This is a genomic window from Microvirga yunnanensis, from assembly GCF_025460875.1.
Genome location: NZ_JAMXFI010000029.1, coordinates 1 through 22,088, shown reverse-complemented (window position 1 = coordinate 22,088; position 22,088 = coordinate 1). Strand labels below are relative to the sequence as shown.

General features: G+C 63.5%; 29 protein-coding genes, 1 tRNA gene and 1 pseudogene. 15 read left to right on the top strand and 16 right to left on the bottom strand.

Annotation, left to right across the window (positions count from 1 at the left end):
• Positions 1 to 66 precede the first annotated feature (66 nt).
• On the top strand, positions 67 to 672 hold the full coding sequence (locus NF876_RS16070) for a hypothetical protein (protein WP_262269796.1): 606 nt from the start codon (positions 67 to 69) through the stop codon (positions 670 to 672).
• 6 nt (positions 673 to 678) lie between these two features.
• Here the strand turns inward: NF876_RS16070 and NF876_RS16065 are convergent, their stop codons facing one another.
• From NF876_RS16065 to NF876_RS16025, 9 genes are all read right to left on the bottom strand, one after another.
• On the bottom strand, positions 679 to 1,002 hold the full coding sequence (locus NF876_RS16065) for an SWIB/MDM2 domain-containing protein (protein ID WP_213563760.1): 324 nt from the start codon (positions 1,000 to 1,002) through the stop codon (positions 679 to 681).
• A 185-nt stretch (positions 1,003 to 1,187) separates the two neighbouring features.
• Positions 1,188 to 1,640 (bottom strand): response regulator, encoded by a 453-nt coding sequence (locus NF876_RS16060; RefSeq protein ID WP_262269795.1) that lies wholly within the window; start codon positions 1,638 to 1,640, stop codon positions 1,188 to 1,190.
• A gap of 80 nt (positions 1,641 to 1,720) precedes the next feature.
• Complete coding sequence (locus NF876_RS16055; RefSeq protein WP_262269794.1) at positions 1,721 to 2,761, bottom strand: apurinic/apyrimidinic endonuclease family protein; 1,041 nt, start codon at positions 2,759 to 2,761, stop codon at positions 1,721 to 1,723.
• A 50-nt stretch (positions 2,762 to 2,811) separates the two neighbouring features.
• The gene (locus NF876_RS16050) at positions 2,812 to 3,165 is read right to left on the bottom strand and encodes a response regulator (protein ID WP_262269793.1); all 354 of its coding nucleotides are present in this window, start codon (positions 3,163 to 3,165) and stop codon (positions 2,812 to 2,814) included.
• Between the two features lie 441 nt (positions 3,166 to 3,606).
• The gene (locus NF876_RS16045; protein WP_262269792.1) at positions 3,607 to 4,314 is read right to left on the bottom strand and encodes a hypothetical protein; all 708 of its coding nucleotides are present in this window, start codon (positions 4,312 to 4,314) and stop codon (positions 3,607 to 3,609) included.
• A gap of 21 nt (positions 4,315 to 4,335) precedes the next feature.
• Positions 4,336 to 4,752: a DUF3618 domain-containing protein gene (locus tag NF876_RS16040; protein WP_262269791.1), complete on the bottom strand. Its 417-nt coding sequence runs from the start codon at positions 4,750 to 4,752 to the stop codon at positions 4,336 to 4,338.
• Positions 4,752 to 5,144: a phage holin family protein gene (locus NF876_RS16035; protein ID WP_173946335.1), complete on the bottom strand. Its 393-nt coding sequence runs from the start codon at positions 5,142 to 5,144 to the stop codon at positions 4,752 to 4,754. Before NF876_RS16035 ends, NF876_RS16040 begins: the two co-directional genes overlap by 1 nt.
• 11 nt (positions 5,145 to 5,155) lie before the next feature.
• Positions 5,156 to 5,683 carry a hypothetical protein gene (locus NF876_RS16030; protein WP_262269790.1) on the bottom strand — a complete coding sequence of 176 codons (528 nt, stop codon included), beginning with the start codon at positions 5,681 to 5,683 and terminating at the stop codon, positions 5,156 to 5,158.
• A 119-nt stretch (positions 5,684 to 5,802) separates the two neighbouring features.
• On the bottom strand, positions 5,803 to 6,189 hold the full coding sequence (locus NF876_RS16025) for a helix-turn-helix domain-containing protein (RefSeq protein WP_262269789.1): 387 nt from the start codon (positions 6,187 to 6,189) through the stop codon (positions 5,803 to 5,805).
• Between the two features lie 37 nt (positions 6,190 to 6,226).
• Here NF876_RS16025 and NF876_RS16020 point away from each other — a divergent pair, with 37 nt between their 5' ends.
• From NF876_RS16020 to NF876_RS16010, 3 genes are all read left to right on the top strand, one after another.
• Positions 6,227 to 7,078, top strand: a complete 852-nt coding sequence (locus NF876_RS16020) for a helix-turn-helix transcriptional regulator (protein WP_262269788.1) — start codon at positions 6,227 to 6,229, stop codon at positions 7,076 to 7,078.
• A gap of 83 nt (positions 7,079 to 7,161) precedes the next feature.
• Positions 7,162 to 7,803 carry an acyl-homoserine-lactone synthase gene (locus NF876_RS16015; RefSeq protein ID WP_262269787.1) on the top strand — a complete coding sequence of 214 codons (642 nt, stop codon included), beginning with the start codon at positions 7,162 to 7,164 and terminating at the stop codon, positions 7,801 to 7,803.
• Positions 7,790 to 8,038 carry a hypothetical protein gene (locus NF876_RS16010; RefSeq protein WP_262269786.1) on the top strand — a complete coding sequence of 83 codons (249 nt, stop codon included), beginning with the start codon at positions 7,790 to 7,792 and terminating at the stop codon, positions 8,036 to 8,038. The genes NF876_RS16015 and NF876_RS16010 overlap by 14 nt, the downstream gene beginning before the upstream one ends.
• A gap of 77 nt (positions 8,039 to 8,115) precedes the next feature.
• Here the strand turns inward: NF876_RS16010 and NF876_RS16005 are convergent, their stop codons facing one another.
• Entirely contained in the window at positions 8,116 to 8,610 is a 495-nt protein-coding gene (locus NF876_RS16005; protein WP_262269785.1) for a YciE/YciF ferroxidase family protein, read from the bottom strand.
• 226 nt (positions 8,611 to 8,836) lie between these two features.
• Between NF876_RS16005 and NF876_RS16000 the strand changes: the two genes are divergently transcribed.
• The gene (locus NF876_RS16000; RefSeq protein WP_262269837.1) at positions 8,837 to 9,082 is read left to right on the top strand and encodes a YgaP-like transmembrane domain; all 246 of its coding nucleotides are present in this window, start codon (positions 8,837 to 8,839) and stop codon (positions 9,080 to 9,082) included.
• A gap of 61 nt (positions 9,083 to 9,143) precedes the next feature.
• On the opposite strand, the gene NF876_RS15995 is transcribed toward NF876_RS16000, so the two are convergent.
• Positions 9,144 to 9,410 carry a GlsB/YeaQ/YmgE family stress response membrane protein gene (locus NF876_RS15995; protein ID WP_262269784.1) on the bottom strand — a complete coding sequence of 89 codons (267 nt, stop codon included), beginning with the start codon at positions 9,408 to 9,410 and terminating at the stop codon, positions 9,144 to 9,146.
• Between the two features lie 147 nt (positions 9,411 to 9,557).
• On the opposite strand from NF876_RS15995, the gene NF876_RS15990 reads away from it, so the two are divergent.
• A complete protein-coding gene (locus NF876_RS15990) occupies positions 9,558 to 9,725 on the top strand; it encodes a hypothetical protein (protein ID WP_262269783.1) in 168 nt (55 codons plus the stop codon).
• Positions 9,726 to 9,818: 93 nt separating this feature from the next.
• Here NF876_RS15990 and NF876_RS15985 read toward each other — a convergent pair.
• The 3 genes from NF876_RS15985 to NF876_RS15975 form a co-directional block, all read right to left on the bottom strand.
• Positions 9,819 to 9,895, bottom strand: a tRNA-Arg gene (locus tag NF876_RS15985).
• Positions 9,896 to 10,000: 105 nt separating this feature from the next.
• The gene (locus NF876_RS15980) at positions 10,001 to 11,437 is read right to left on the bottom strand and encodes a sensor histidine kinase (protein WP_262269782.1); all 1,437 of its coding nucleotides are present in this window, start codon (positions 11,435 to 11,437) and stop codon (positions 10,001 to 10,003) included.
• A gap of 155 nt (positions 11,438 to 11,592) precedes the next feature.
• Positions 11,593 to 12,390, bottom strand: a complete 798-nt coding sequence (locus NF876_RS15975) for a TVP38/TMEM64 family protein (protein ID WP_262269781.1) — start codon at positions 12,388 to 12,390, stop codon at positions 11,593 to 11,595.
• Between the two features lie 266 nt (positions 12,391 to 12,656).
• Between NF876_RS15975 and rpmH the strand changes: the two genes are divergently transcribed.
• The 8 genes from rpmH to NF876_RS15935 all read left to right on the top strand — a co-directional run bounded on the left by rpmH (position 12,657) and on the right by NF876_RS15935 (position 19,368).
• Positions 12,657 to 12,791, top strand: coding sequence for a 50S ribosomal protein L34 (gene rpmH, locus NF876_RS15970; protein ID WP_027314822.1), 135 nt, complete (start codon positions 12,657 to 12,659; stop codon positions 12,789 to 12,791).
• Between the two features lie 18 nt (positions 12,792 to 12,809).
• Positions 12,810 to 13,244, top strand: coding sequence for a ribonuclease P protein component (gene rnpA, locus NF876_RS15965; protein WP_262269780.1), 435 nt, complete (start codon positions 12,810 to 12,812; stop codon positions 13,242 to 13,244).
• Positions 13,237 to 15,096, top strand: coding sequence for a membrane protein insertase YidC (yidC, locus tag NF876_RS15960; protein WP_262269779.1), 1,860 nt, complete (start codon positions 13,237 to 13,239; stop codon positions 15,094 to 15,096). The genes rnpA and yidC overlap by 8 nt, the downstream gene beginning before the upstream one ends.
• 150 nt (positions 15,097 to 15,246) lie before the next feature.
• Positions 15,247 to 15,912, top strand: coding sequence for a ribosome biogenesis GTP-binding protein YihA/YsxC (yihA, locus tag NF876_RS15955; protein WP_262269778.1), 666 nt, complete (start codon positions 15,247 to 15,249; stop codon positions 15,910 to 15,912).
• The gene (locus NF876_RS15950) at positions 15,909 to 16,271 is read left to right on the top strand and encodes a DUF423 domain-containing protein (protein ID WP_262269777.1); all 363 of its coding nucleotides are present in this window, start codon (positions 15,909 to 15,911) and stop codon (positions 16,269 to 16,271) included. Before yihA ends, NF876_RS15950 begins: the two co-directional genes overlap by 4 nt.
• 148 nt (positions 16,272 to 16,419) lie before the next feature.
• Complete coding sequence (locus NF876_RS15945; RefSeq protein WP_262269776.1) at positions 16,420 to 17,508, top strand: calcium-binding protein; 1,089 nt, start codon at positions 16,420 to 16,422, stop codon at positions 17,506 to 17,508.
• Positions 17,509 to 17,648: 140 nt separating this feature from the next.
• Positions 17,649 to 18,554: an acetylglutamate kinase gene (gene argB / locus NF876_RS15940; RefSeq protein WP_210807925.1), complete on the top strand. Its 906-nt coding sequence runs from the start codon at positions 17,649 to 17,651 to the stop codon at positions 18,552 to 18,554.
• Positions 18,555 to 18,636: 82 nt separating this feature from the next.
• Positions 18,637 to 19,368, top strand: a complete 732-nt coding sequence (locus NF876_RS15935) for a pyrimidine 5'-nucleotidase (RefSeq protein ID WP_262269775.1) — start codon at positions 18,637 to 18,639, stop codon at positions 19,366 to 19,368.
• Positions 19,369 to 19,944: 576 nt separating this feature from the next.
• Here NF876_RS15935 and NF876_RS15930 read toward each other — a convergent pair.
• Complete coding sequence (locus tag NF876_RS15930; RefSeq protein WP_173948416.1) at positions 19,945 to 20,448, bottom strand: YciE/YciF ferroxidase family protein; 504 nt, start codon at positions 20,446 to 20,448, stop codon at positions 19,945 to 19,947.
• Positions 20,449 to 20,495: 47 nt separating this feature from the next.
• A pseudogene (locus tag NF876_RS15925) lies at positions 20,496 to 21,745 on the bottom strand (DNA recombination protein RmuC).
• Between the two features lie 87 nt (positions 21,746 to 21,832).
• On the opposite strand from NF876_RS15925, the gene NF876_RS15920 reads away from it, so the two are divergent.
• Positions 21,833 to 22,088, top strand: a 256-nt coding sequence (locus NF876_RS15920; protein WP_262269773.1) for a peptide deformylase, incomplete at its 3' end; no start/stop codon positions are given.

Below are 22,088 nucleotides of genomic sequence, written 5' to 3'. Positions count from 1 at the left end.
GTCCGATCTATATGAACCGGGGCACCCGCAGCGACGCCGGCGATAGGTATCCCCATCATGAGATCGATGCCACTTCTCATTTTGAAAGCCCTTCCGTTCCTGTTCACCGTTTCATCCGCCGCGGCAGGACCCCTTCCGGCCCAGAGCTGGTTCAACCAGCAGGGTTATGTCGGCCCGTCGGGCGGCCGGATCATTGCCTGTCACGGCTATGGATGCGTGCGTCGGATGGCGATCTCGGTCGATGGAACCTGGATCGACAGGGCCAGGGCGGCTCTGAAATCCGGTCAGGCTTCGCCGGATGCGGAGCGGCGGGCTCTGGGCGAGGTGATCAGATCCTACACCGCCTATCTTGCCACGTCCCTGGGCGGGAAGCCCGACGTGCCGGGGTCTCCGCCGCAGATGTCCGGCGTCTATGGTCAGATGGACTGCCTGGACGAGACCACCAACACCACGAGCCTGCTCCTGGTTCTGCAAGAGCAGGGCCTTCTCACCCATCATATCGTGGAATATCCGGAATCGCGGGGCTTCTTCCTGGACGGACGCTATCCGCATTTCACGGCGGTCATCGCGGAGAAACGGTCCGGAACGGCCTGGGCGGTTGATCCCTGGGAGAAGGCCCCGGGTCAGCGGCCGGATATCCTGCCGCTCACGCAGTGGCGGCAGGATTCCTGACGAGGCTTACTTCAGATGCTGGGCGAGGTGCTTGTTCATCTCGAACATCGTCACCTTCGGCTTGCCGAAGATCGGCTGCAGCTTGTCGTCAGCCAGGATTTCGCGCTTGTTCTCAGGATTCTGAAGGTTGTTCTTCTTGATGTAATCCCAGATCTTGCTCACGACCTCGCCGCGCGGGAGCGGATCCGAGCCTACGATGGCGGCCAGTTCCTTGGACGGCTGCAGAGGCTTCTGAAGAGCATTGGGCTTGGAGCCGGCAGCCTTCTTAGCGGCAGGCTTGTCTGCAGCCTTCTTCGCACCGGCTTTTCCGTCTGTAGTCTTGGTCGGCATGTATTCCTCCGGGAATGGTATGGGAAAGCTCGTCGACGGCCGTCACTCGGGCCCGAAAAGCTGATTGACCAGCCTTCGGTCGGACGTAGCGGAAAGGCATACTGGAGTCCGGCCCCCTGACAGAAGGTCAATTCCGGCAGAGCTTATGTCCGCTCAACGTCATCAGCAAGCCAGAGTTCAGGAATTTAGGCGGTTTTCGGGAATGGGAGGATCTTGGCCGCATGTTCGGCTGGGGGCCGTGGACTTTTGGCAACATGGCTGAAGCGTCTCGTCCGCTCCGCCGCGGAAATCACATGGGACACGATGGCCTCGTTGGGGCACGGCTTGGCCAGGAACGCCGCTCCGGGCGGAAGGTCCCCCTCGGACGGCCATTGCCGACCCGACATGATGAGGATCTCGGTTCCCGGCCAGGAACAATGGACCCGATGAGCCAGTTCGAACCCGTTGCAGCCCATGGGCATATCCACGTCCGTCAGAAGGACGTTGACGGGAAGGCCGGCCTCGAGAAGCACCAGGGCCTCCGTGGCGTTGGCAGCCTCGACCACCTTGAAACCGGCTTCTTCGAGAAGGTCTGATATGAAGAGGCGGATGAGAGGCTCGTCTTCAACGAGCAGAACGGTGGAAGGCTCGGAGGGCATCGACTTCTTGACTCGTTGCACAATGCCCGACAACGCCGCCGAAACGGTTTGGTTCCAAGTCCGACCACGCTCGCATGACGTTACTCCGTAACAGACTCGGATCCCTGACGCTTCTCCATGTGATGAGCCAGGCCTTCCGACGCGATGTTCTTGAATTTCGCTTCGATCTCGAAATCGGACCAAGCCAAATGACGCATCACCAGGTCGTTGATGGCCTCGTTCCACATGAGATCCGAGTGGGCGCGCAGTTCCCTTGGCTTGATCCCTGCGGCGACGAGAGCCTGGAAATCCGGCAGCGCCCCGATGTCCTGATCGGGCAGCAGGTCTTCCCGGGACACGCTCACATGGCTTACGGGCCGCACGCCGCGCCAGGAGGCGATGATGCGGGCGATCCGGGGGTCGTCCGGCTCCATGTACTCGCCCTGACTCATGATCCAGTGATGATGCAGGTCAAGGACCAGCGGCACGTCGTCCGTGAGCGGCAGGAGATCGTCGAGGCCGAAGCTGACCTCATCGTTTTCGATCGTGATGAGATTTCGGGCCGTGTTCGACAAACGGGCGAGCCCGCTCCTGATGCCCTCGGCCCCCAGCGCTTTCGCACCGCCATGGATGTTGATGTGGGCGCCGTGCGGATGCCAGCCGTCACCGTAGCCCATGAGCGCCATGATCTCGGCATGGTACTCGAACTCCGCCAGACCGTTCGCCGCCGCCGCCGGATTGGCGGACGCGATGACGCAGAACTGGCCGGGATGCATGCTGAGCCGCACGTCGCTGTCCCGGGCGAACCGCCCCATCGCGGCGAGCTTCGCGTCGATCAGACGGCGCAGATCCGGGTCACGGTAAAAGTCCTTGCAGCCCGGATGCGTGTAGCCCGGAAGAAGATCGCTCGACAGGCGGTGCAGACGCTCGATCTTCGGTCGCGTCGCCACATGGGCGATCTGCAGCCGGAACGCCTCCAGGTTATGAGCCACGACCCCCCTGAGCTTGTCGTAGGCCGCCTTCGGATCGAGCCGTCCGAGATAGGCCATGGTCACCGTGCTCGTGTTCATCGCCCGCGCGGATTGGGCATCGCCATCCTCGGGAATGTACTTGCAGCAGAAGCCGAAACGGGAGTGTTGCATGACCAGGGATGACGTTATCGGATCGTCACAGGTTCCCGCCTGCGGCGTCGTCAGCAGGGCAGAGGATTGACGGTGAGATGCTCGACGGATCGGAGAAGCGCCCGCTCCTCGAACGGCTTTGCGACGAAGGCCGCCTGACGAAGAGGTTCGGGCAGGTCGGAGGGACTCGAGGCCGACACGAACACGAATGGGATTCGTCGCTCGATGAGCGCCTCGGCAACGCCGAAACTTTTTCCGCCGATGACGTCGATGTCGAGCAAGGCACAATCGAATTCGTCATCGAGATGTCGGTAGGCCTCGTCGATGGAGCCGAGCGAGTCGACGACTTCATGCCCTTCGGATTCGAGAATGGATTGCAGATCCGTCGCAATCCACGGATCGTCTTCCAGGATCAGAATACGCATGCCCCAACTCCGCCATCCGACCCGCAAGCGGACCGTCTCTCGCACCACACTCACCGGGGATAGGAAAGTTTATCCTTGTGCAGAGCCAACAAGTTGGGAAGCAGCTCGTTCCCTCATGTCTTTCGAAGAAACGTCTTTCAAAGGAATAAGGTTAAGAAAAGGGTTGCGCCGCGTCCGTCGATCGGGAGCCATTCACCGGGGAGATCTTGAATTCATCGGTCTCCATTCCTATTTTAGGGTCATCCTGGTGGCATCATCGCCTGCCAGAAACGGTCACGATGCCGAGACGATGACGCCGGATGTACGCGCATCGTTTCGCCGTGGCCGTTGCCATTTCTCCCTCCGCACCGGCTCATGGCCCTGCCTGTCGCCCACGGGCACAGGCCCATGAAAAACGCCGGCTTTCGCCGGCGCTTCCGATCGTGGTTGGCGGCTCATGCCTCAGTGTTGGTTGGCATCCCGCTGGCCGTTGAACTCGCTCTCATGCCGGCTGAAGCGCGCGTCGTCGCCGTTGAAAGTCTCTTCGACATATTCACGGCCGCGATTGGCAGCATCACGGGCGTAGCGAAGGCCTTGGTTGCGGACCTCGTCCGCCCACTCGCCGAACATCTCGTTCTCACGGCGGGTGCGCGGCAGGAGGGCGCCCAGGAGCAGACCTGCGGCGAGACCCACGAGGCCGACGACCATCGGGTTTTCCGAGACATAGCTCTGAACGCCTCCGCGGGCGCTGCCGAAAGCCCGTGCCGAGCGGCCGCCCATCTGGTTCACGCGGCGGCGCTGGCCCTCATAGGTGCTGGACGCCCATCCGGACGCGCGCTCGTAGGTGTCGCGGGCCCAGTCGGACGCACCCTCATAGGCATCTTCCGCCTTCTGGCGCACCTGATCGGCGGCCTGTTGAGCCTTGCCGGCCATGGAATCGCCCTGCCCCTGCGTATGCTGCTGGGACGACTGGCTCCACTGCTGGCCCGCGCCCTGACTTCCGCCCGCGGAAGCCGACGCTTGCGTGGATTTCTGCTCATGGGCGTGAGGCATCGGCGCCTCGCCGATATTGCCCACCGACGTTCCCGCAGAGACATTGCCCGTCGTCCCGGACTGAGCTCCGCTCGGCTTGTCCGTCGGCTTGCCGGTGTCATTCTTCGTATTGGCCATAGGAAACTCCTGTTCTATCCATCAAAGGCGGGAATTGACGCCGGGGCGCTCGAACATCGGGTCGGACGAATGCAAGGGCGCGGCCTCGGCCCCATAGAGGCGAGGATCATCCATCTCCATCAGGAGATGCTCCTCGGTGATCAGATCCTCATCCGCCGCGATCAAGCGTGTTCGCCGCGGCGCTGCGGACCGTCCGAGCCTGTAGGCGAGAAGCCCGATGCCCATGGCGATCAGCATGACCGGCACCGGGTTACGTCTGACCGTGTCCAGCACCTGCTCGTAGAGCGGCCCGTACTGGCCGTTCCGGGCCGTACCGAGCATGTCGTCGACGACACCGGAGACGGACATCTTGTCCTGGAGACGATCGATGGTCTGGTCGAGCTGAGCGCGGCTGCGCTCGATATCCCGCTCCATCTCCTGCAGGCTCTGTGTCGTCATCATGCACCTCTTTCGGACAGGACTTCCGCATCGCGCTTGAGCGAACGCATCGTCCGCTGCGGCATGAGCGTGGACGAGGTCATGGCGCTGCGTCCCCAGAGCCCGAGACCGATGGCGATCAAGGCCAGCACGCCGCCAACGATCAGCGCGGCAAGCGCCTCCGAATTGACCACGGTGGCAAGCCATTCGACCAGCGACTCGGTGAGCAGCATGAGGGCCGCAATGGCGAAGACTGCCGCGACCACCACCATGGCGAGGCCTAAGAACAGGGTGCGGATATTCTGGGAAACCTCGGTCTTGAAGAGGGTGAATTCCTTCTGGGCAAGATCGGTCGATTCCCGGAGCGCCTCACCGACGAGGCCTTGGATGGTTTGGTTGCCGTTGCTGTGCATGGCAGCCTCCGTCAGGCGCCGGCTCTGGAACGCGCATGCTGGGCTTGGCGCGCACGAACCTGCCCGCCCTGTCCCTGGCCGGCATTCATTCCGTCGTAGCGAAGATCCTCGGCCGTGCTCTTGATGAAGCGCGCCGCGAGAAAGCCCACGGCCACGGATACGGCTGCCACGGTCGCCGGACGGCGACGGACCACATCCTCGAACTCGTTGAAGAAGTCCGCGAAGGTGCGTTCCCGGATGGACTCGGCAAGCTGCTCCAATCCTTCGGCTGCCGTATCGACCACGGCACGAATGTTGGGCCGCTCATCGAAAGAATGGGTGGATTCCCGCAACGAAGTGGCGAAATCCGCAACGGACTGCGCGACATCGTCCTTGCGGCGGTCGACATAATCCGTCGCTTGCTCCCTGGCGGAATCGATGAAGTAGCGGCTGCGCTCCACGGCAACGCCTGCAATGTCGCCGACATCACCCTTCAGCGCATCCCAATCCTCGTTGCCGGTGTCCTGCTGCCTGTCGGTGTTTTGCTGTCCCACGCCCATGGCCAACCTCTCTCAATCGTGAGTGAGTAACCATTAGAAGCGCGGCAGGTTCCGGACGTCTCCGGAACTCAATGCTTTGGAGGGATCTTCGTGGTTTGCCCGGGTTGCAGGCGGGACGCTCAGCTCGACGCGACCAGCCAATCGACGAGGTCCGCCACCTTCCGGCGGGCCTCGTCGTCCTTCAGCCTCACGAAGCCGCGCACGAGGCGGTTGCTTTCCGAACTGGTCAGGAACTCGGCAATGAGGCTGTCGTCCGCGAACCCGCCCGCCCGGAAGCCCGGAATGCCGCCGAAGAAGAACTCGATGTTCACGTCCAGGATGCCCGCAATGTGGAGCAGGCGGCTCGCGCCGATTCGATTGACCCCCTTCTCGTATTTTTGGACCTGCTGGAACGTAAGCCCAAGGGCGTCCGCGAGCCTTTCCTGGCTCATTCCGAGCATGATCCGCCTGGCCCTGACCCGGCTTCCGATATGCCGGTCGATCTGATTGGGAGACTTCTTCTGCAAATAACGCTCCTGCTACTCTCGTGAATGCTTCCCGTGAATGCTTCCTATGTCCACTTTATCAACCATTGGTAGCAATGTCACATATTTGCCCCTCGGGTTGAAACAGGATACAATATATCAATGGCGCATGGAACGTCGTGCGGAGGCAGCCTTGGCCGGACAGAGCTTCGATTACGCCACTGAAGCGTTTGATATGATTGACCTATTGGACTCGTTGGCCAGCCCGGAAGAGGTTGTGGACGCCGTGGCGAGGTCATTTACGCTCTTCGGCTTCGAGACCTTCATCATCACCGGGCTGCCCCATCCCCGAGAAAGCTTCGAACAGGTTGTTCTTCTCAGAAAGTGGCCCATCGGCTGGTTCGAGATCTACGCTAAGCACGATTACGTCCGGTCCGACCCGATCATTCGCCTCTGCAAGACCACCACTCGCCCCTTCGAATGGTCGGAGGCCCCTTATGATCGGGCCGAGGAGCCAAAGGCTGCCGAAGTCATGGACAGGGCCGTCGATTTCGGAATGAGGGAAGGTTTTTGCCTGCCGATCCACGGCATCAACGGCTATGAGGCCTGCTTCTCCATGAGCGGGACCCATCTGGACCTTTCCCCTCGGACGAAACCGGCCGTCCATCTGATGGCCATGTACGCGTTCGAGCGTGCGCGGCAGTTGCTCGCTCCGAACCCGCAATCGGGCGCCAAGATCCTGACACCGCGGGAATGTGAAATCCTTGTCTGGGCAGCGAACGGGAAATCAGCAGCCGATACGGGTGACATTCTGGGGATTACGGAACGTACGGTGACGGCCCATATCGCCAGCGCCTGTCAGAAGCTTGAGGCTGTTAACAAGACACAGGCGGTCGCCCGGGCGCTGCAATACAAGTTGATCGGCCTTTAATCCCTCCCCTGTAGATTCCTACAATATCTTTTGTCGTCCGAGTGCACCAGAACCCTTCCATAACAATGAAGGGGACAGCATAGATGACGCAAGTTCACGTGATTACCAACGACAATCGCTCATCCTACGAAGACGAGATCGGAGAATACTTTCGACTGAGGCACGACGTCTTCGTCAAAGAACGCGGCTGGAGGGATTTGAACTGCGCCGACGGGCAGGAGATCGATATCTACGACAATGAAAGCGCGATTTACCTTCTTGCCATCGATCGGGGCCGCGTCGTCGGAGGGCAACGCCTCTATCCCACGCATGCGCCCCATATGCTGAGCGAGGTCTTCGGTCATATGGCGCAGCGAGGCATTCCCCGGGCGCAGCATATCCTGGAATGGACACGATACTTCGTCGTCAAGGAACGAAGGATCGGACGGACGGATTGCCGCCTTCTTGCTGCCCTGCAGCAATTCTGCCTCGAGGAAGGCATCACGGGCGTTACGGCAGTGGTCGAGATGTGGTGGCTTCCCCGCTGGCATCAGGTCGGTTTCAAGGTCCGTCCGCTTGGGCTGCCAACCCTGATCGAAGATCAGCCCTGCATCGCAGCAGAGATCGAGATCTCAGAGGCGAGCCTTGATCAGGTTCGAAAGCTCGCAGGTCTGCATGCCCCTGCCCTGGTTCGCAACGGCCGGATGCGCCCTCTCATCGATCGGGTGCCGCATGTCGCCGCCTGATGAGAACCTTCCCCTCTCGTCCTTCATCCAGGAGGAGATGATCGACCGCGCGTCTCAGAACCTGGCGCATCTCCTTGGTCAATTTCCTCCCATCGTCCGTTTGAGGCTCCTCGCCTTCATGCATCTGGTGGAATATCCCGACACGATGAGAGCCTCGCTCGAGATCGCCCCTTCGGGAACCATGCGCCTGATCTTGGATACGAAGGTCACGCCGGGCCTCGCTCATCGCCATTGAGGCCCGTCCTCCGAGACAACCGCGAAGAGGCCCCGTGCTCTCCACGAGCACGGGGCCTTGCAGTCGACGCGATGTCCTCAGGCTGCCTTCGTGTTCACGCGGGCTTCCGCGAGATCGGTCAACAGCTTGTCGGTCTTCTTCTCTTCCTGAAGGTTCTGATCGAGGAGCTTTGCGGCATCGTCCATGCCGAGCTCCTGCGCCCAGGTCCTCAGGGAGCCGTAGCGGGTGATCTCGTAATGCTCGACGGCCTGCGCGGCCGCCAGGATGCCGGCGTCCAGAGCCTCGCTGTCCGCGAAGTCTTCCATGACCTCCTTGCCTTCCTCGATGATCCCGTTGATGGCCTCGCATTGCACGCCGCGGGCCGGCTTGCCGATCATTTCGAACACCTTCTCCAGGCGCTCGATCTGGCCTTCGGTCTCGTCGCGGTGGGTCTCGAAAGCCTGCCGCAACTCCTCCGACTCGGCATTCTTGGCCATTCTCGGCAGAGCCTTCAGGATCTGCTTCTCGGCATAGTAGACGTCCTTCAGCGTATGAAGGAACAGGTCGTTCAGGGTCTTTTCCTTGGCTGCCATCGTAACAACTCCTCGGTTGAGCGTGGACTCAACGAAGGTCAAGCTTTGGGGTTCCTCGACGTTTTTCCGGCGGCTCCTCGTCGGACGATATCGTCGCACGAGCCGCTTCGGGACGCTGTCCGTATCCTGGATTGTCGACCGATGAATCCGCTCGGTCATCGGGGGAACAACACCGCTCCACGTCGCGTTCGGCCAAGGTCCAACAAGGAGAACCGACGTGACGAACATGATCCCGGCGAGCACCGGATCGCTGATGAGCGGAGAGCCCAATCTCAGCACGGCCGAGCGCGGCGCCTACATGCTGGCCGGTCTCGGCCTTGCGGCGGCGGCAGCCAAGCCGCGCCCCAACCCGCTCCTGAACATTCTCGCCCTCCTGGGCGGCTCCTATCTGGCCTGGCGCGGCTATGTGGGCAACTGCCCCGTCAAGGCGGCCCTCACGGGCGGAAGCGGCCGCATCGCTCACGACGGCTGATGCAAGAAGGGCCACAGCGCTGCTGTGGCCCTTGGCGTTGAGATCCCATTCCCGGACGGGATCAGTACGACGACGTGGAACGACGTCCGGCGATCAGGCCATAGATGAAGAGGACGACGATCGCTCCGACGATCGCGCCGATGAACCCTGCCCCCTCGTCGGCCCGGTACCAGCCCAGAGCCTGACCGAGATAGGTCGCCACGACCGCACCCACGATGCCCAGGATGGTCGTCATGATGAAGCCCGACGGCTCGTTGCGGCCGGGCATGATCCACTTTGCGATCACGCCAGCCACGAAGCCGATGATGATGGTCCAGATAATGCTCATGTTGCGGTCCTTGGTCTGCGTTGCCTCCACAAGGAACGCACAGCTTCGGCTAAGGTTGCGGCAGACAGATTTCCCAGGCGCTCTTTTTCATGATCTCGCCTCACTTGCGGCAGACGCTTGCGCTCCCTTCGCATGGAGAGGCCTGCCATGAGCCCTGCCGGAGAAAACTGGAACTACGAATCCGTCCAAGCGCTTCTGTCCCTTGCCCGCGAGGGCATCCCGGTATCGGTGATCAGCCTGAAGCTGAAGCGGCCGGTCACCGAAATCCGCGCCAAGCTCAATGACCTCGGGGTCACGCCTGCGGCCGAAGTGTAGAATCCCGGAACGATCACTTGCCGATGGGAGGCTGCGGCATGCGAGGCCGTAGCCTCGAACCTTCGACTTTCATGCATCGATGTCGGAAGGAAATGGCGCGCCCGAAAGGATTCGAACCTCTGACCCCCAGATTCGTAGTCTGGTGCTCTATCCAGCTGAGCTACGGGCGCTTGGTCGGCAGGTCGTTGCGGGAAGCAACGTTGGCCGAGGCCGGTGACATAGAGGGATCCGATCCGGTTGGCAAGCCTCTTCGTGCAGAAGATGTGCGGAAAGCTTCAGTTTGCCCCTGCGGACGATAGGCGGTCCGGGATCGTGATCTTGAAGCAGGTTTTGCCATGGCTCTCGTCGAGGGTGATCGTCCCGCCGTGAAGCTGAACGAGTTCCGCCGCGATCGGCAGGCCCAGGCCCGTGCCTCCCTTCTGGGTGGAGCCCTGGAAGGGCGTGAACAGGTTGGCCTTCGCCCTCTCGGGGATGCCGGGACCGTTGTCCTTGATCAGGATGCACACCGTGCCGCCCTCCCGGGAGGCGGTTACGTCGACCCGGGGCTGTCCCTCGGGCGAGCCGGTCTGGCTCAAGGCCTGGACCGCATTGCGGACCACGTTCACCAGGACCCGGGAGAGCTGGTCCGGATCGGCATCCACCAGGAGATCCTCGGGAACCCGCGATTCGAAGATGATCCCCACCTCGGGAGCCAGGTCGGTCAGGTTCGACAGCTCATCGATCAGGGGCGCCAGGGGAATCATCCGCCGCTGCGGCAGCGGCTCGGTTGCCCGGCCATAGGCCAGGGTGGTCTCGCAGAAGGCGATGGCCCGGTCGAGGGTGCTGACGAGCCGGGGGGCGATGCGCTGGACGCTCTCGTCGCTCACCCGGTCGAGGCGATCCGTCAGGAGCTGGGCCGTCGTGAGCATGTTGCGCAGCTCATGGTTGATCTTGCTCACGGCCAGCCCCAGCTGCGCCAGGCGCCGCTTCTGGCGCAGCTCGTCGGCCAGGGTCGTCTCCATTCGGGCCAGGGCCTGCTCGGCCAGGCCGATCTCGTCGACCCGATCGGTCGGCTGGATGACCCGTGAGGCATCCTCCGGGTTGCTGGAGAAATCCGCGATATTGCCGGTGAGCCGCCGGACGGGCCGCACGATCACCCATTGCAGGGTCAGATAGACGAGACTCGCCGTGATGATGGAGATGAACAGGGACAGGAACAGGATGTTGCGCGAGAACTCGATCATGGCGCGGCGCAGGGGCGCCTGATCGAGGATCATCTCGACGAACTCCACGCCCATGCCGGCCCCGATGACCCGAATCGGCTTGTCGGCCGGATTGAACAGGGCATCGAAGGCATCCTGAACCAGCGTCATCCACTTGGCGTCGCGCAGATCCACGGTCTTGCTGACCTCCGGCGGCACGTCACCGGTGGCCAGCAGGCTCCTGCGCCCTCCCCCCTTCAGGGCGATCGCCTTGGCCCCGACCCCGTGGAGGAGGCGCAATTCCAACTCCTCGGACAGGCTCTCCTCGGGCGCGGCGTCGAGCACCATGGCGGCGATCTGGGCCGCCGCCAGGCGGTCGTTGAGCCAGGTCAGCCGGAAATTGGCCACCGAGGGCACATAGATGAGCACCTCGGCGATCATCACGAAGAGGACCGTCAGCAGGAGCAGGCGCGCGGAGAGCCCGAACTGGCTCAAGAAGCGTCCTGCCAAGGTGGTCTGCTCGCGGCTCATTCCGGTTTCATTCCAGGCAGCGAACCATGAACCCGGCCGCTGTGATCAGGGATTTTGATCTGACGGCTCAAGAAACTCCACCGCCCGATCCAACATCAGCTGGGATAAAGGGAGTTGGGCTTGAATCAAGCCCGCCCCTCCCTTGTCCTCTTCGTTCATGTCTCCTCCCTGGGAGCCCCGCCGCGCCAGTGCCTCACGGCGACCGGGACCAGCGCCAGAATCCCCAGGATGGCCAGAGCGATCATCAACCGGGGGGTCAACAGGCTCCCGGCGCTGAAATCGACCGCGCATTCACTCCGACCTGCCGCCACGCACTCGGCCCGGATCGTCTCATGCCTGGACATCACCTCGTCGAGCCCCGACCCGGCAACGGCGAAGGCGAAGGAGACCGGCAGCATGCCCAGCTGGGTGGCCAGCACGAACGACCTCACCCGCATGCCGAAGAGGGCAGCCGCGAGATTGGTCAGCCAGAACGGCACGACGGGGATCAGGCGCAAGGACAGCAAATAGAGGAAGGCCTGCCTGCGGAAGCCCGCCGCGAGGCTCTGGATCCGGGTGCCCGCCCGTTGCAGGAGCGGGCGCCCCAGGGCGGTGCGGGCGATCAGGAAGAGATTGGTCGCCCCCAGGGTGGCCGCCACGGAGGCGGCCGCTCCGCCGAGCGCCCAGCCGAAGAGATAGCCGCCGATGGTGGTCAGAAAGGCCGAAACCGGCAGCGACAGGGTCACGGCCACCACGTATACGAGGCCGAAAAGCCCCAGCATGGCCCATCGGTGGGCGGCCACGAGGCCCTGAAGCCAAGATTGGTAGCGGATGAAGGCCTCGAAGCTCAGGGAGCGGTGCAGGCCTGTGGCGAAGACGCCGCCGATGGCCAGGACGAGCAGCACGAGAGGCAAAATGCGCCGGAGACGGCTCGGCTCCTTCGGGCTATCGAGTTTTGGCTGCGTGTCGGCCACGGACCCTCCTGAATTCCGGGCCTTATGTAGGGCTTCGCCGGATCGAGCCCACCGGTCCGCCGGTGCGGCCGTGACACCGGGCCGATTGCCGCATAAGGGCCAGAGCGGCGTTGACTTTGCCCCACCGTTCCGTCATAAGCCCGCAAGCTGACAGCGCTCTTCTGGGGCGCTGATCGTTTTTTCGAGACAGTTTCGGGGGCAACCCCATCATACCAGACGGGCGCGAGCCATCGAGCACCGCTGCCCCATTCGACCGGAGATGTGCCGTGAAGAGGACGTATCAACCGAGCAAGCTGGTTCGCAAGCGCCGCCACGGCTTCCGTGCGCGCATGGCGACCAAGGGTGGCCGCAAGGTCATTGCCGCTCGCCGCGCCCATGGCCGCAAGCGCCTGTCGGCGTAAGCAGCCTGGGATCGCCCGATGCGCGAGCCTCGCGCAGAGCTAAGCCTCGGGCGTCTGACGAAAAGACCTGACTTCGTCGCGGCGGCCTCTGGCCGCCGCTTTCATACCGAGCGGATGTCGGTCCAGGCTCGATTGCGCGAAGGCTCCGGCCTCGGCCTGCGGTTCGGCCTCACGGTCACGAAGCGGGTCGGCCACGCCACCGAGCGCAACCGGATCAAGCGCCGGCTCCGGGCTGCCATTCCCACGGCGGGCCAGGATTACGCGAATATCGATGCGGACGTCGTCGTCATCGGGCGACGGGATATCCTGACCGCCGATTTCGACCTGCTCATCGACGATCTCCGACGCGCGCTGCGGGCCGTCACCAGGCCGAAAAGCGCCCCGCCGGCAGAGCGTCGCCACCCTTCCTCACCTCCCCCCAACGGCGAGCGTCGCGGACATTCCCATGCGTGAAGACAATAGAAACCTCATCGTCGCCATCGCGCTGTCGCTGGCGATCTTGCTGGGCTGGCAGTACTTCTTTGCGGCTCCCCAGGCCGAAAGACAGCGGCAGGCCGCCCAGCAGGCGCAATCCACGCAGGCCAACCCCACGGCGCCGAATCCGCCCCCGAGCCCGAGCCAGGCCGGCGGGGCTTCGCCGACCGTGCCGGGGACCGTTCCGAGCACGCCGGCAGCCCCGACCGTTCAGACCCGAGAGGCCGCCCTGGCCAGTTCGCCGCGCGTGGCCATCGACACGCCCGCGATCGCCGGCTCCATCAACCTGCGCGGCGGCCGCATCGACGACGTGGCGTTGAAGAACTACCGCGAGACGGTCGATCCCAAGAGCCCGATCATCGTCCTCCTGTCGCCCACCGGCACCCAGAACCCGTATTACGCCGAGTTCGGCTGGGTCGGCGCCCAGGCCGGCAGCCTGCCGAACCAGAACACGGTCTGGACGGCCGACAAGACCTCCCTGACCCCGGGCAGCCCGGTCACCCTGACCTGGCAGAACGAGCAGGGCCTGGTCTTCCGCCGCACGATCTCGGTGGACGACAAGTACATGTTCACGGTCAAGGACGCGGTCGAGAACCGCGGCTCGGCCCCCGTGACCCTGCAATCCTACAGCCTCGTCACCCGCCACGGCAGGCCCGTCACTCTCGGCTATTACGTGCTGCACGAGGGCATGATCGGCGTTCTCGGCGACGAGGGCCTGCAGGAGATCACCTACGCGAACCTGGACAAGAAGGAGCCGATCTCGGGCGGCAGCACGGTCGGCCAGATCTGGAACTCCGTCACCGGCGGCTTCCTCGGCATCACGGACAAGTACTGGGCCGCCGCCGTCATTCCCGATCAGAGCCAGCCGTTCCAGGGATCGTTCACCTCGCAGCAGGGCCAGACGGCTGACCGCACCTATCAGGCCACGGTGGCCGGCACGGCGCAGACGCTCCAGCCCGGCGCCAGCACGGAGGTGACCCAGCGCCTGTTCGCGGGCGCCAAGGAGGTCGCGACCGTCGACGCCTACCACAACACCCTGAACATCAAGAACTTCGATCTCCTGATCGATTGGGGCTGGTTCTACTTCATCACCAAGCCGCTGTTTAAGGTTCTCGACTTCTTCTTCCGCCTGTTCGGAAACTTCGGCATCGCGATCCTGCTCGTGACGGTGATCCTGAAGGCCCTGTTCTTCCCGCTCGCCAACAAGTCCTACGCCTCCATGGCGAAGATGAAGGCGGTGCAGCCGGAGATGGCCTCGATCCGCGAACGCTATGCCGACGACAAGATGAAGCAGCAGCAGGCGCTGATGGAGCTCTACCGCAAGGAGAAGATCAACCCGGTGGCCGGCTGCTGGCCGGTGCTGATCCAGATCCCGGTGTTCTTCGCGCTCTACAAGGTGCTCTTCGTCACCATCGAGATGCGCCATGCGCCGTTCTTCGGCTGGATCCGCGACCTCGCGGCTCCCGATCCGACCACGATCTTCAACCTGTTCGGCCTCCTGCCCTACAACCCGGGCGCCGTGCCGGTGATCGGCCACTTCCTGATGCTCGGCGTGTGGCCGATCATCATGGGCATCACCATGTGGCTGCAGATGAAGATGAACCCGGAGCCGCCGGACCCGGTGCAGAAGCAGGTCTTCTCCTGGATGCCGGTGATCTTCACCTTCATGCTCGGCTCGTTCCCGGCCGGCCTCGTGATCTACTGGGCCTGGAACAACCTGCTCTCGGTCACCCAGCAGGGCTTCATCATGCGCCGCAACGGCGTGAAGATCGAGCTGTGGGACAACCTGCGCAAGACGTTCAGCCGCAAGGCCAGCCCGGCCAAGGGCTGACCGACCAAGAGCGGACCGGCCGCGGGCCGATCAGGATCATCCCCGGGCATCGTCCCGGGGATTTTCGTTTGGGGCGCTGCGATCCGGCTCCCGGACAGGAATTCGACCGGATGCCTTGAAGAATGCCGTCCGAGCGCCGATAAGGACCCCATGACCGAGACAAGCCCCCCGAACCCGGACGTCGACCCCTTCCTCGAGATCGGCCGCAAGCTCTTTGCCGGCGAGGCGGACTTCATCTGGGCGGCCAATTCCCTGAAGAACCTGCCGCCCATGAGCAAGGTGGAGATCGCCTTCGCCGGGCGCTCCAATGTGGGCAAGTCGAGCCTCGTCAACGCCCTGACCGGGCGCAACACGCTGGCCCGCACGTCGCATACGCCGGGCCGCACCCAGCAGCTCAACTTCTTCAACATCAACGACCGCTTCCATCTGGTCGACATGCCCGGCTACGGCTATGCCGCCGTCGACAAGGAGAAGGTCGCGGCCTGGACGCAGCTGATCCACGATTATCTGCGCGGCCGGGCGAGCCTTGCCCGCGTCTACGTGCTGATCGATGCCCGCCACGGCATCAAGCCGGTGGACGAGACGGTGCTGCAGACCCTCGGCACGGCCGCGGTTTCCTACCAGATCGTCCTGACCAAGGCCGACGAGCTGAAGAAGGACGAGCTCGACAAGCGCATGGCCGAGACCCTGCAGAAGATCGAGAAGCGCGCCGCCGCCTATCCGGAGATCCTGCCGACCTCGAGCCGCACGGGCCTCGGCATTCCGGAGCTGCGCGCCAAGGTGGCCCAGCTCCTGAGCGAACGGGGCGCGGGATGACCCTCGCCGCCCGGATCCTCCTCGTCCTGGCCTCCCTGTCGGGCCTTCTGGGCGTCGGCCTGTCGGCGGCGGCCGCGCACATCACGGGCGGCCATCTCGCCACGGCGGCCCAGTTCCTGCTGTTCCACGCCCCCGCCCTGCTCGCCCTCGTGGCCCTGATCGCCGCCGGGGCCGTGAACCCCCTGTTGGCCCAGATCGCCGGCTACGCGCTGATTCTCGGCCTCGTCCTGTTCTGCGGCGACCTCTCCCGCCGGGCCTTCTCGGGCGCGGCGCTCTTTCCCAGGGCGGCGCCCGCGGGGGGCATTCTTCTCATGCTGGGCTGGCTCATGGTGGGCTTGTCCAGTCTGCTGAACCGCTGAGGGACGAAACAACCTCGTTTCCCGGCTCGACTACCGTTGCATTTATCGGCACGGCAAGTGCGCTGAACTCATCCTGCGATGGAAGAGAGGGTTGAAGATTTTTCGTGATGATATATCGGTATGATATCTAGCGATGGAGCCTCTCCGGATGTCTTACGTCTTTTACACGGAATACAAGCTGAAGCCCGACGAGATTGATTTTTCCGTCCCGGAATACCCGAACATCGTCGAGTACGGGACCATGCAGGAGTTGGCAGACGCAATCATAAGCGGGGCGGCGACTCCCTATTCAATCCATGCTCTCGGCAACAACCCGAATAATCGCATCGTCGGCAGCACGTTAGGCAACGTTTTGGACGGCGGCGCCGGCCAAGACACGCTCGAGGGGGCCGAAGGAAACGACGGCCTGATCGGCGGATTGGGGGCAGACCGCCTTATCGGCGGGAACGGGGACGATTCCTACAACGTGGATGATGCCGGTGATCTCGTCATCGAAGCAGGCAACGGCGGCAACGACTTCGTCCGCTCATCGATCAGCTATGTTCTGCCGGCCAACGTGGAAAATCTCGGTCTCGGCTCCGGCCGTCTTGTCTCTGAAAGCTACGAGAATATCAATGGCACGGGCAACGCCCTCGACAATGCGTTGACCGGAAATGCCGGCAACAATCACCTGATGGGCCTCGATGGCAACGACTGGCTTTATGACCTGGCTGGAACGGATACGCTTGAGGGCGGCTCTGGCGACGACAGCTACTATATCTCCAGCCCTACCAGCATGGTTGTCGAAGCGGCTGATGGCGGGCGTGACACTGCCTTCCTTATGTTCCCTGTCTCCGATCTCGGCGCCGTTGACTTCACCAAGCTCAAGAACGTTGAAATTATCCACTTCAGCAACTTTTCAGGGAAATACGCGATCCTGGAAGACGGCGAGTTCTACATTCTGGACGATACGCTGAGCCCCGCGACGCCCACGAACCTGGATGAGTTCCAGGTGAAGGACGATACGATCGGCCTTTCCAAGAAGATCTTCTCGAAAATCGCCAAGAAGGGCGACCTGAAGAACGGCGCCTTCTGGACCGGTTCGAAGGCGCACGACAAGGATGATCGGATCATTTACGACAGGAAGGCCGGGGATCTGTACTACGACGCGGACGGCTCCGGTTCCCGGAAAGCGGTCAAATTCGCCGATGTGGACAAGAACCTGAAGATGAGCGCCAAGGACTTCTTCGTCATCTGACGGAGGCAGTGGCGCCTGGGGCGGCTCTCTCCCGAGAGATCCGCTCCGCGCCGAACAGATATGATCAGACCGGTTTCCATCGCATCCGACCTGGGCTAGAAGGCAGGCCGTTCGATCCTGATCCCCCGCCGGAGCCGTTCATGTCCGATCCGTCCACGCCCCTCCCCGACGTCCACGTGCAGGCCGAAGTGCTCGTGCAGGCCCTGCCGCACATGCAGCGCTACGACCAGCAGGTGGTCGTGATCAAGTATGGCGGCCACGCCATGGGCGACCGGGCGGCCGCCGAGGACTTCGCCGAGGACGTGGTCCTGCTCGAGCAGTCGGGCATCAAGCCCATCGTGGTCCATGGCGGCGGGCCGCAGATCGGCCGAATGCTCGAGAAGCTCGGCATCAAGTCCGAGTTCAAGGGCGGCCTCCGCGTCACGGATGCGGCCACGGTCGAGGTGGTCGAAATGGTTCTTGCCGGCTCGATCAACAAGCAGATCGTCGGCTGGATCGGGGCCGAGGGCGGCAAGGCGGTCGGGCTGTCGGGCAAGGACGGCAACATGGTCACGGCCCGCAAGGTGACCCGCACGGCGGTCGACCCGGATTCCAACATCGAGAAGGTGGTGGATCTCGGATTCGTCGGCGAGCCGGAACACGTGAACCGGGCGGTGCTGGACCAGGTGCTCCAGGCCGAGCTCATCCCGGTTCTGGCCCCGGTGGCGACCGGACACGACGGCCAGACCTACAACGTGAATGCCGACACCTTCGCCGGAGCCATCGCCGGGGCCCTGACGGCCAAGCGCCTCCTGCTCCTGACGGATGTCCCGGGCGTTCTGGACAAGAACAAGAACCTGATCCCGGAGATGACCATCGAGGATTGCCGCCGCCTGATCGCCGACGGCACGATCACGGACGGCATGATCCCGAAGATCGAGACCTGCATCTACGCCCTGGAAAAGGGCGTCGAGGCGGTCGTCATTCTCGACGGCAAGGTGCCCCACGCGGTGCTCCTGGAACTGTTCACCGACCACGGTGCCGGCACCCTGATCCGGAGGGGGTAAAGCGTCGCCCTTCACGGATCGGCGGAAAACGCCTATATTCCATCAGTGGGGCCGCACGGCCCCATTGTCGTCTTTGGGATCCATGAACGCGAAACCGTCCGCCGAAAACCACCTGTCATCCGCCGGCTCCCGGCCCTTCTCGCATGTGGAGACCTGGGTCTTCGACCTGGACAATACGCTCTATCCGCACACCTCGCGGGTCTGGCCGCAGATCGACCAGCGCATCACCCTCTACATCACCGAGCTGTTCGGGCTCGACGGCCTGTCCGCCCAGGCGCTGCAGAAGTACTTCTATCACAAGTACGGCACGACCCTGCGGGCGCTGATCGACGAGTACGACATCGATCCGCACGATTTTCTCGATTTCGCCCACGACATCGACCATACGGATATCGAGCTGAACCACAGCCTGGGCGAGGCCATCGAGAGGCTGCCGGGCCGCAAGCTCATCCTGACCAACGGCTCGCGCAAGCACGCGGAGAACGTGGCCAGGAAGATCGGCATCCTGGACCATTTCGAGGACGTTTTCGACATCGCGGCCTCGAACTTCGTGCCGAAGCCGGACCGGCGCGCCTACGAGATTTTCCTCGAGAAGCATGGGGTCGAGCCCTCGCGCTCCGCCATGTTCGAGGACATCGCCAAGAACCTGACCGTCCCGCACGAGCTCGGCATGACAACCACGCTCATCGTTCCCAAGACCTTCGATCCGTTCCGGGAACGTTTCGAGCAGGAGGCCGTCCAGACGCCGGACATCGACTACATCACCAACGATCTGGCGGACTTCCTGCGCGCCTACGCGTTGCCGGCGCCATAGAGCCGGGCGCGATCGGCGGTCCCATCCGACGCCCGGTTCTGGCGATGATGCTGCGATGGTCATCCTCCACGTCATCACCGGGCTCGTCCCGGTGATCTCGCTTCTGGAGAGCGTGGCGCTTTTCCGCATCGGGATGGCCGGCACAAGACCGGCCATGACGCGCGGAGGGTGGCGGGACGGGAGAGCATCACGCTGCGGGCGGATGGCTGATCTGTGCCGATGGCAAAGAGCACCGGCTGCGGGCCTGAGGCGGGATCGCGGGTGGCGCGAGTGGCGGGCCGGCTCGATGGTTGTGGGGTGGGATGGAAGAGCCGGACGGCGCCTCGCGCACGCGCCTCACCCTCCACGTCATGGCCGGGCCTGTCCCGGCCATCCCGATCCGAAGAGCGCGGCGTTCCACGTCATCGGGATCACCCGCACAAGGCCGGCGATGACGTGGGAGGTGGCCATGGCGGGTGGAAGGTGCCATGACCTGCGGACATGGCCCAACGGGAGGTGGGAGCGGCCGCTTTCATGGGACCGCAAAACGAAAATGGCCCCCGTTCGGAGGCCATTCCCGTTCAACGACCGAGGGGCTTACGCAGCCTTCGTGTTGATCTTGCTCTCGGCGATCCGGTTGAGCTTCTGGTCCGTGGACTTTTCCTGATCCAGGATCTGGTGCAGGACGCCGGCGCAATCCTCGCGGCCGAGCTGCTTGGCCCAGGCCACGAGGGTGCCGTAGCGGGTGATCTCGTAGTGTTCGACGGCCTGAGCGGCCGCCAGGAGCGCCGCGTCAAGAACCTGAGGATCGTCGATGTCGCCGGCGATCTCCTGGGCCTCGTCGATGATGCCGTCGATGGCCGGGCAGGTCACGCCCTTCGGATCGTGGCCGTGCATCCGGAACACCTGCTCGACCATCTGGATCTGCTGCTGGGTTTCGCCGAGATGGGTCTGGAACGCCTGCTTCAGCTGCGGGTCGCTCGCCTTCTCGATCATCTCCGGCAGCGCCTTCGTGATCTGCTGCTCGGCGTAGTAGATATCCTGCAGGGTGTGGATGAAGAGATCATCCAACGACTTGATGTCCTTCGACAAAAGGCCCATAGCGCAATCCTTCCCGAGCTCTGAGGTAAGCCTACATGCGAGCGCCATCATCCGCCTGGCGCATCGTTCAGCCTGGGGAGAACGTCGCGGGAGAAAGCCGGTTCCCGGCCTATTCGACGGCGCGCAGATTCCGGCCCTGGAGGCGCAGCCACTCGGCCCGGGCCTCGGCCTCCCCGTCCTCGAATTCGAGGGTCTCGATCTTCTGACCGCGCTTCGCGATCTTGTCGGTCGAGACCCTGATCTGGGTAACGTCCTCCTGCGCCTGCCGGAAATGCGCGTCGAGCTTCGCGACACGGGAATCGAGGCGCACCACGTCCTCGAGGAGCTTCTGCACCTCGACTTGGATCACCCGCGCCTCCTCGCGGATGCGGGCATCGCGGACCAGCGCCTGCATGACCTGGATGGCGAGCGTCAGGAGCGAGGGCGACACGATGACGACCCGGGCGCGGTGGGCCTTCTGGACCACGTCGTCGAAATGCTCGGCGAGGTCCGCATAGATGGATTCCGCCGGGACGAACAGCATCGCGATGTCCTGCGTCTCGCCGGGGATCAGGTATTTCTCCGCAATGTCCCTCACATGGACGAGCATGTCGTTGCGGACCCTGGCGGTCGCGCGGCTGCGGGCCTCATCGCCCTTGGCCTCGCGGAACAGGGTGAAGCCCTCCAGGGGGAACTTGGCATCGATCACGAGGCCGCGCTCGTCGCCCGGCAGGCGCACGAGGCAATCGGGCCTCGTGCGGTTCGACAGGGTGGCCTGAAACGCGAAGGCGTTGGCCGGCAGCCCGTCACGGACGATCGCCTCCATCCGCCCCTGCCCATAGGCGCCCCGGGTCTGCTTGTTGGACAGGATATCCTTGAGCCCGACGATCTCACCCGTGAGGCTCGTCAGGTTCTGCTGCGCGGCATCGATCACGGCGAGCCGCTCGTTCAGCCTCGAGAGGTTTTCCGTCTGGTGGCGCGTGGAGGCCTCCAGGCCCTGCCCGACCCGATGCTGCAAGCCGTCGATCCGCTCCGAGATCATGCGGACGAAATCGCTCTGGCGGGTGCCGAAGACCTCCGCCATGGTGCGCATCCGTCCGGTCATCTCCGACTGGGTGCGGGTGAGCTCGGCGACCTTGTCGTCCATCTCCCGCGCCCGCTCGGCCGCGATGGCGGCTTCCAGCGCCCTCTCCCGCCGGGTGCTCAGGAGAAGCACGGTCACGAGCACGAGCAGAGCGAGGCTCAGACCCGCGATCCCCACGACGATCTGCCCCAGAGTCAGGGATGTCCGGCCGAGGATCAGGACGACGTTGTTCATGGAGCTTAAGGTTCCGGTTGACGGATGCATCCGAACATAAGACGAACGATTTGACCATCCTCGTCCAACCGCTTATCTCCCGCGATCATGAGCATCAGACCCCTCGTCATCATCCCCGATTCCAAGCTCCGCCTGGTTTCCGAGCCCGTTCAGGAAATCACGAGCGAGATCCGCCGGCTGGCGGACGACATGCTGGAGACCATGTACGACGCTCCCGGCGTCGGCCTTGCCGCCATCCAGATCGGCGTGCCGGTGCGCATGGTGACCATGGACGTGTCGAAATCCGAGGACGAGCGCCAGCCGCTGGTGCTCCTCAATCCCGAGATCGTCTGGGCCTCGGAGG

Excerpts from the sequence above, each read along its gene's own strand:
- NF876_RS16045 (WP_262269792.1), bottom strand. The coding sequence starts at position 4,314 with ATGGCCAATACGAAGAATGACACCGGCAAGCCGACGGACAAGCCGAGC.
- NF876_RS15930 (WP_173948416.1), bottom strand. The coding sequence starts at position 20,448 with ATGGGCCTTTTGTCGAAGGACATCAAGTCGTTGGATGATCTCTTCATC.
- NF876_RS15945 (WP_262269776.1), top strand. The coding sequence starts at position 16,420 with ATGTCTTACGTCTTTTACACGGAATACAAGCTGAAGCCCGACGAGATT.
- NF876_RS16015 (WP_262269787.1), top strand. The coding sequence starts at position 7,162 with ATGACGCAAGTTCACGTGATTACCAACGACAATCGCTCATCCTACGAA.
- NF876_RS15995 (WP_262269784.1), bottom strand. The coding sequence starts at position 9,410 with ATGAGCATTATCTGGACCATCATCATCGGCTTCGTGGCTGGCGTGATC.
- yihA (WP_262269778.1), top strand. The coding sequence starts at position 15,247 with ATGACCGAGACAAGCCCCCCGAACCCGGACGTCGACCCCTTCCTCGAG.
- rnpA (WP_262269780.1), top strand. The coding sequence starts at position 12,810 with ATGCGCGAGCCTCGCGCAGAGCTAAGCCTCGGGCGTCTGACGAAAAGA.
- NF876_RS16000 (WP_262269837.1), top strand. The coding sequence starts at position 8,837 with ATGATCCCGGCGAGCACCGGATCGCTGATGAGCGGAGAGCCCAATCTC.
- NF876_RS16040 (WP_262269791.1), bottom strand. The coding sequence starts at position 4,752 with ATGACGACACAGAGCCTGCAGGAGATGGAGCGGGATATCGAGCGCAGC.
- NF876_RS16070 (WP_262269796.1), top strand. The coding sequence starts at position 67 with ATGCCACTTCTCATTTTGAAAGCCCTTCCGTTCCTGTTCACCGTTTCA.
- NF876_RS16030 (WP_262269790.1), bottom strand. The coding sequence starts at position 5,683 with ATGGGCGTGGGACAGCAAAACACCGACAGGCAGCAGGACACCGGCAAC.
- NF876_RS16010 (WP_262269786.1), top strand. The coding sequence starts at position 7,790 with ATGTCGCCGCCTGATGAGAACCTTCCCCTCTCGTCCTTCATCCAGGAG.
- NF876_RS15950 (WP_262269777.1), top strand. The coding sequence starts at position 15,909 with ATGACCCTCGCCGCCCGGATCCTCCTCGTCCTGGCCTCCCTGTCGGGC.
- NF876_RS16060 (WP_262269795.1), bottom strand. The coding sequence starts at position 1,640 with ATGCCCTCCGAGCCTTCCACCGTTCTGCTCGTTGAAGACGAGCCTCTC.
- NF876_RS16005 (WP_262269785.1), bottom strand. The coding sequence starts at position 8,610 with ATGGCAGCCAAGGAAAAGACCCTGAACGACCTGTTCCTTCATACGCTG.
- NF876_RS16055 (WP_262269794.1), bottom strand. The coding sequence starts at position 2,761 with ATGCAACACTCCCGTTTCGGCTTCTGCTGCAAGTACATTCCCGAGGAT.
- NF876_RS16020 (WP_262269788.1), top strand. The coding sequence starts at position 6,227 with ATGCTTCCTATGTCCACTTTATCAACCATTGGTAGCAATGTCACATAT.
- NF876_RS16050 (WP_262269793.1), bottom strand. The coding sequence starts at position 3,165 with ATGCGTATTCTGATCCTGGAAGACGATCCGTGGATTGCGACGGATCTG.
- NF876_RS15990 (WP_262269783.1), top strand. The coding sequence starts at position 9,558 with ATGAGCCCTGCCGGAGAAAACTGGAACTACGAATCCGTCCAAGCGCTT.
- NF876_RS15980 (WP_262269782.1), bottom strand. The coding sequence starts at position 11,437 with ATGAGCCGCGAGCAGACCACCTTGGCAGGACGCTTCTTGAGCCAGTTC.
- NF876_RS15935 (WP_262269775.1), top strand. The coding sequence starts at position 18,637 with ATGAACGCGAAACCGTCCGCCGAAAACCACCTGTCATCCGCCGGCTCC.
- yidC (WP_262269779.1), top strand. The coding sequence starts at position 13,237 with ATGCGTGAAGACAATAGAAACCTCATCGTCGCCATCGCGCTGTCGCTG.
- NF876_RS16035 (WP_173946335.1), bottom strand. The coding sequence starts at position 5,144 with ATGCACAGCAACGGCAACCAAACCATCCAAGGCCTCGTCGGTGAGGCG.
- NF876_RS16065 (WP_213563760.1), bottom strand. The coding sequence starts at position 1,002 with ATGCCGACCAAGACTACAGACGGAAAAGCCGGTGCGAAGAAGGCTGCA.
- argB (WP_210807925.1), top strand. The coding sequence starts at position 17,649 with ATGTCCGATCCGTCCACGCCCCTCCCCGACGTCCACGTGCAGGCCGAA.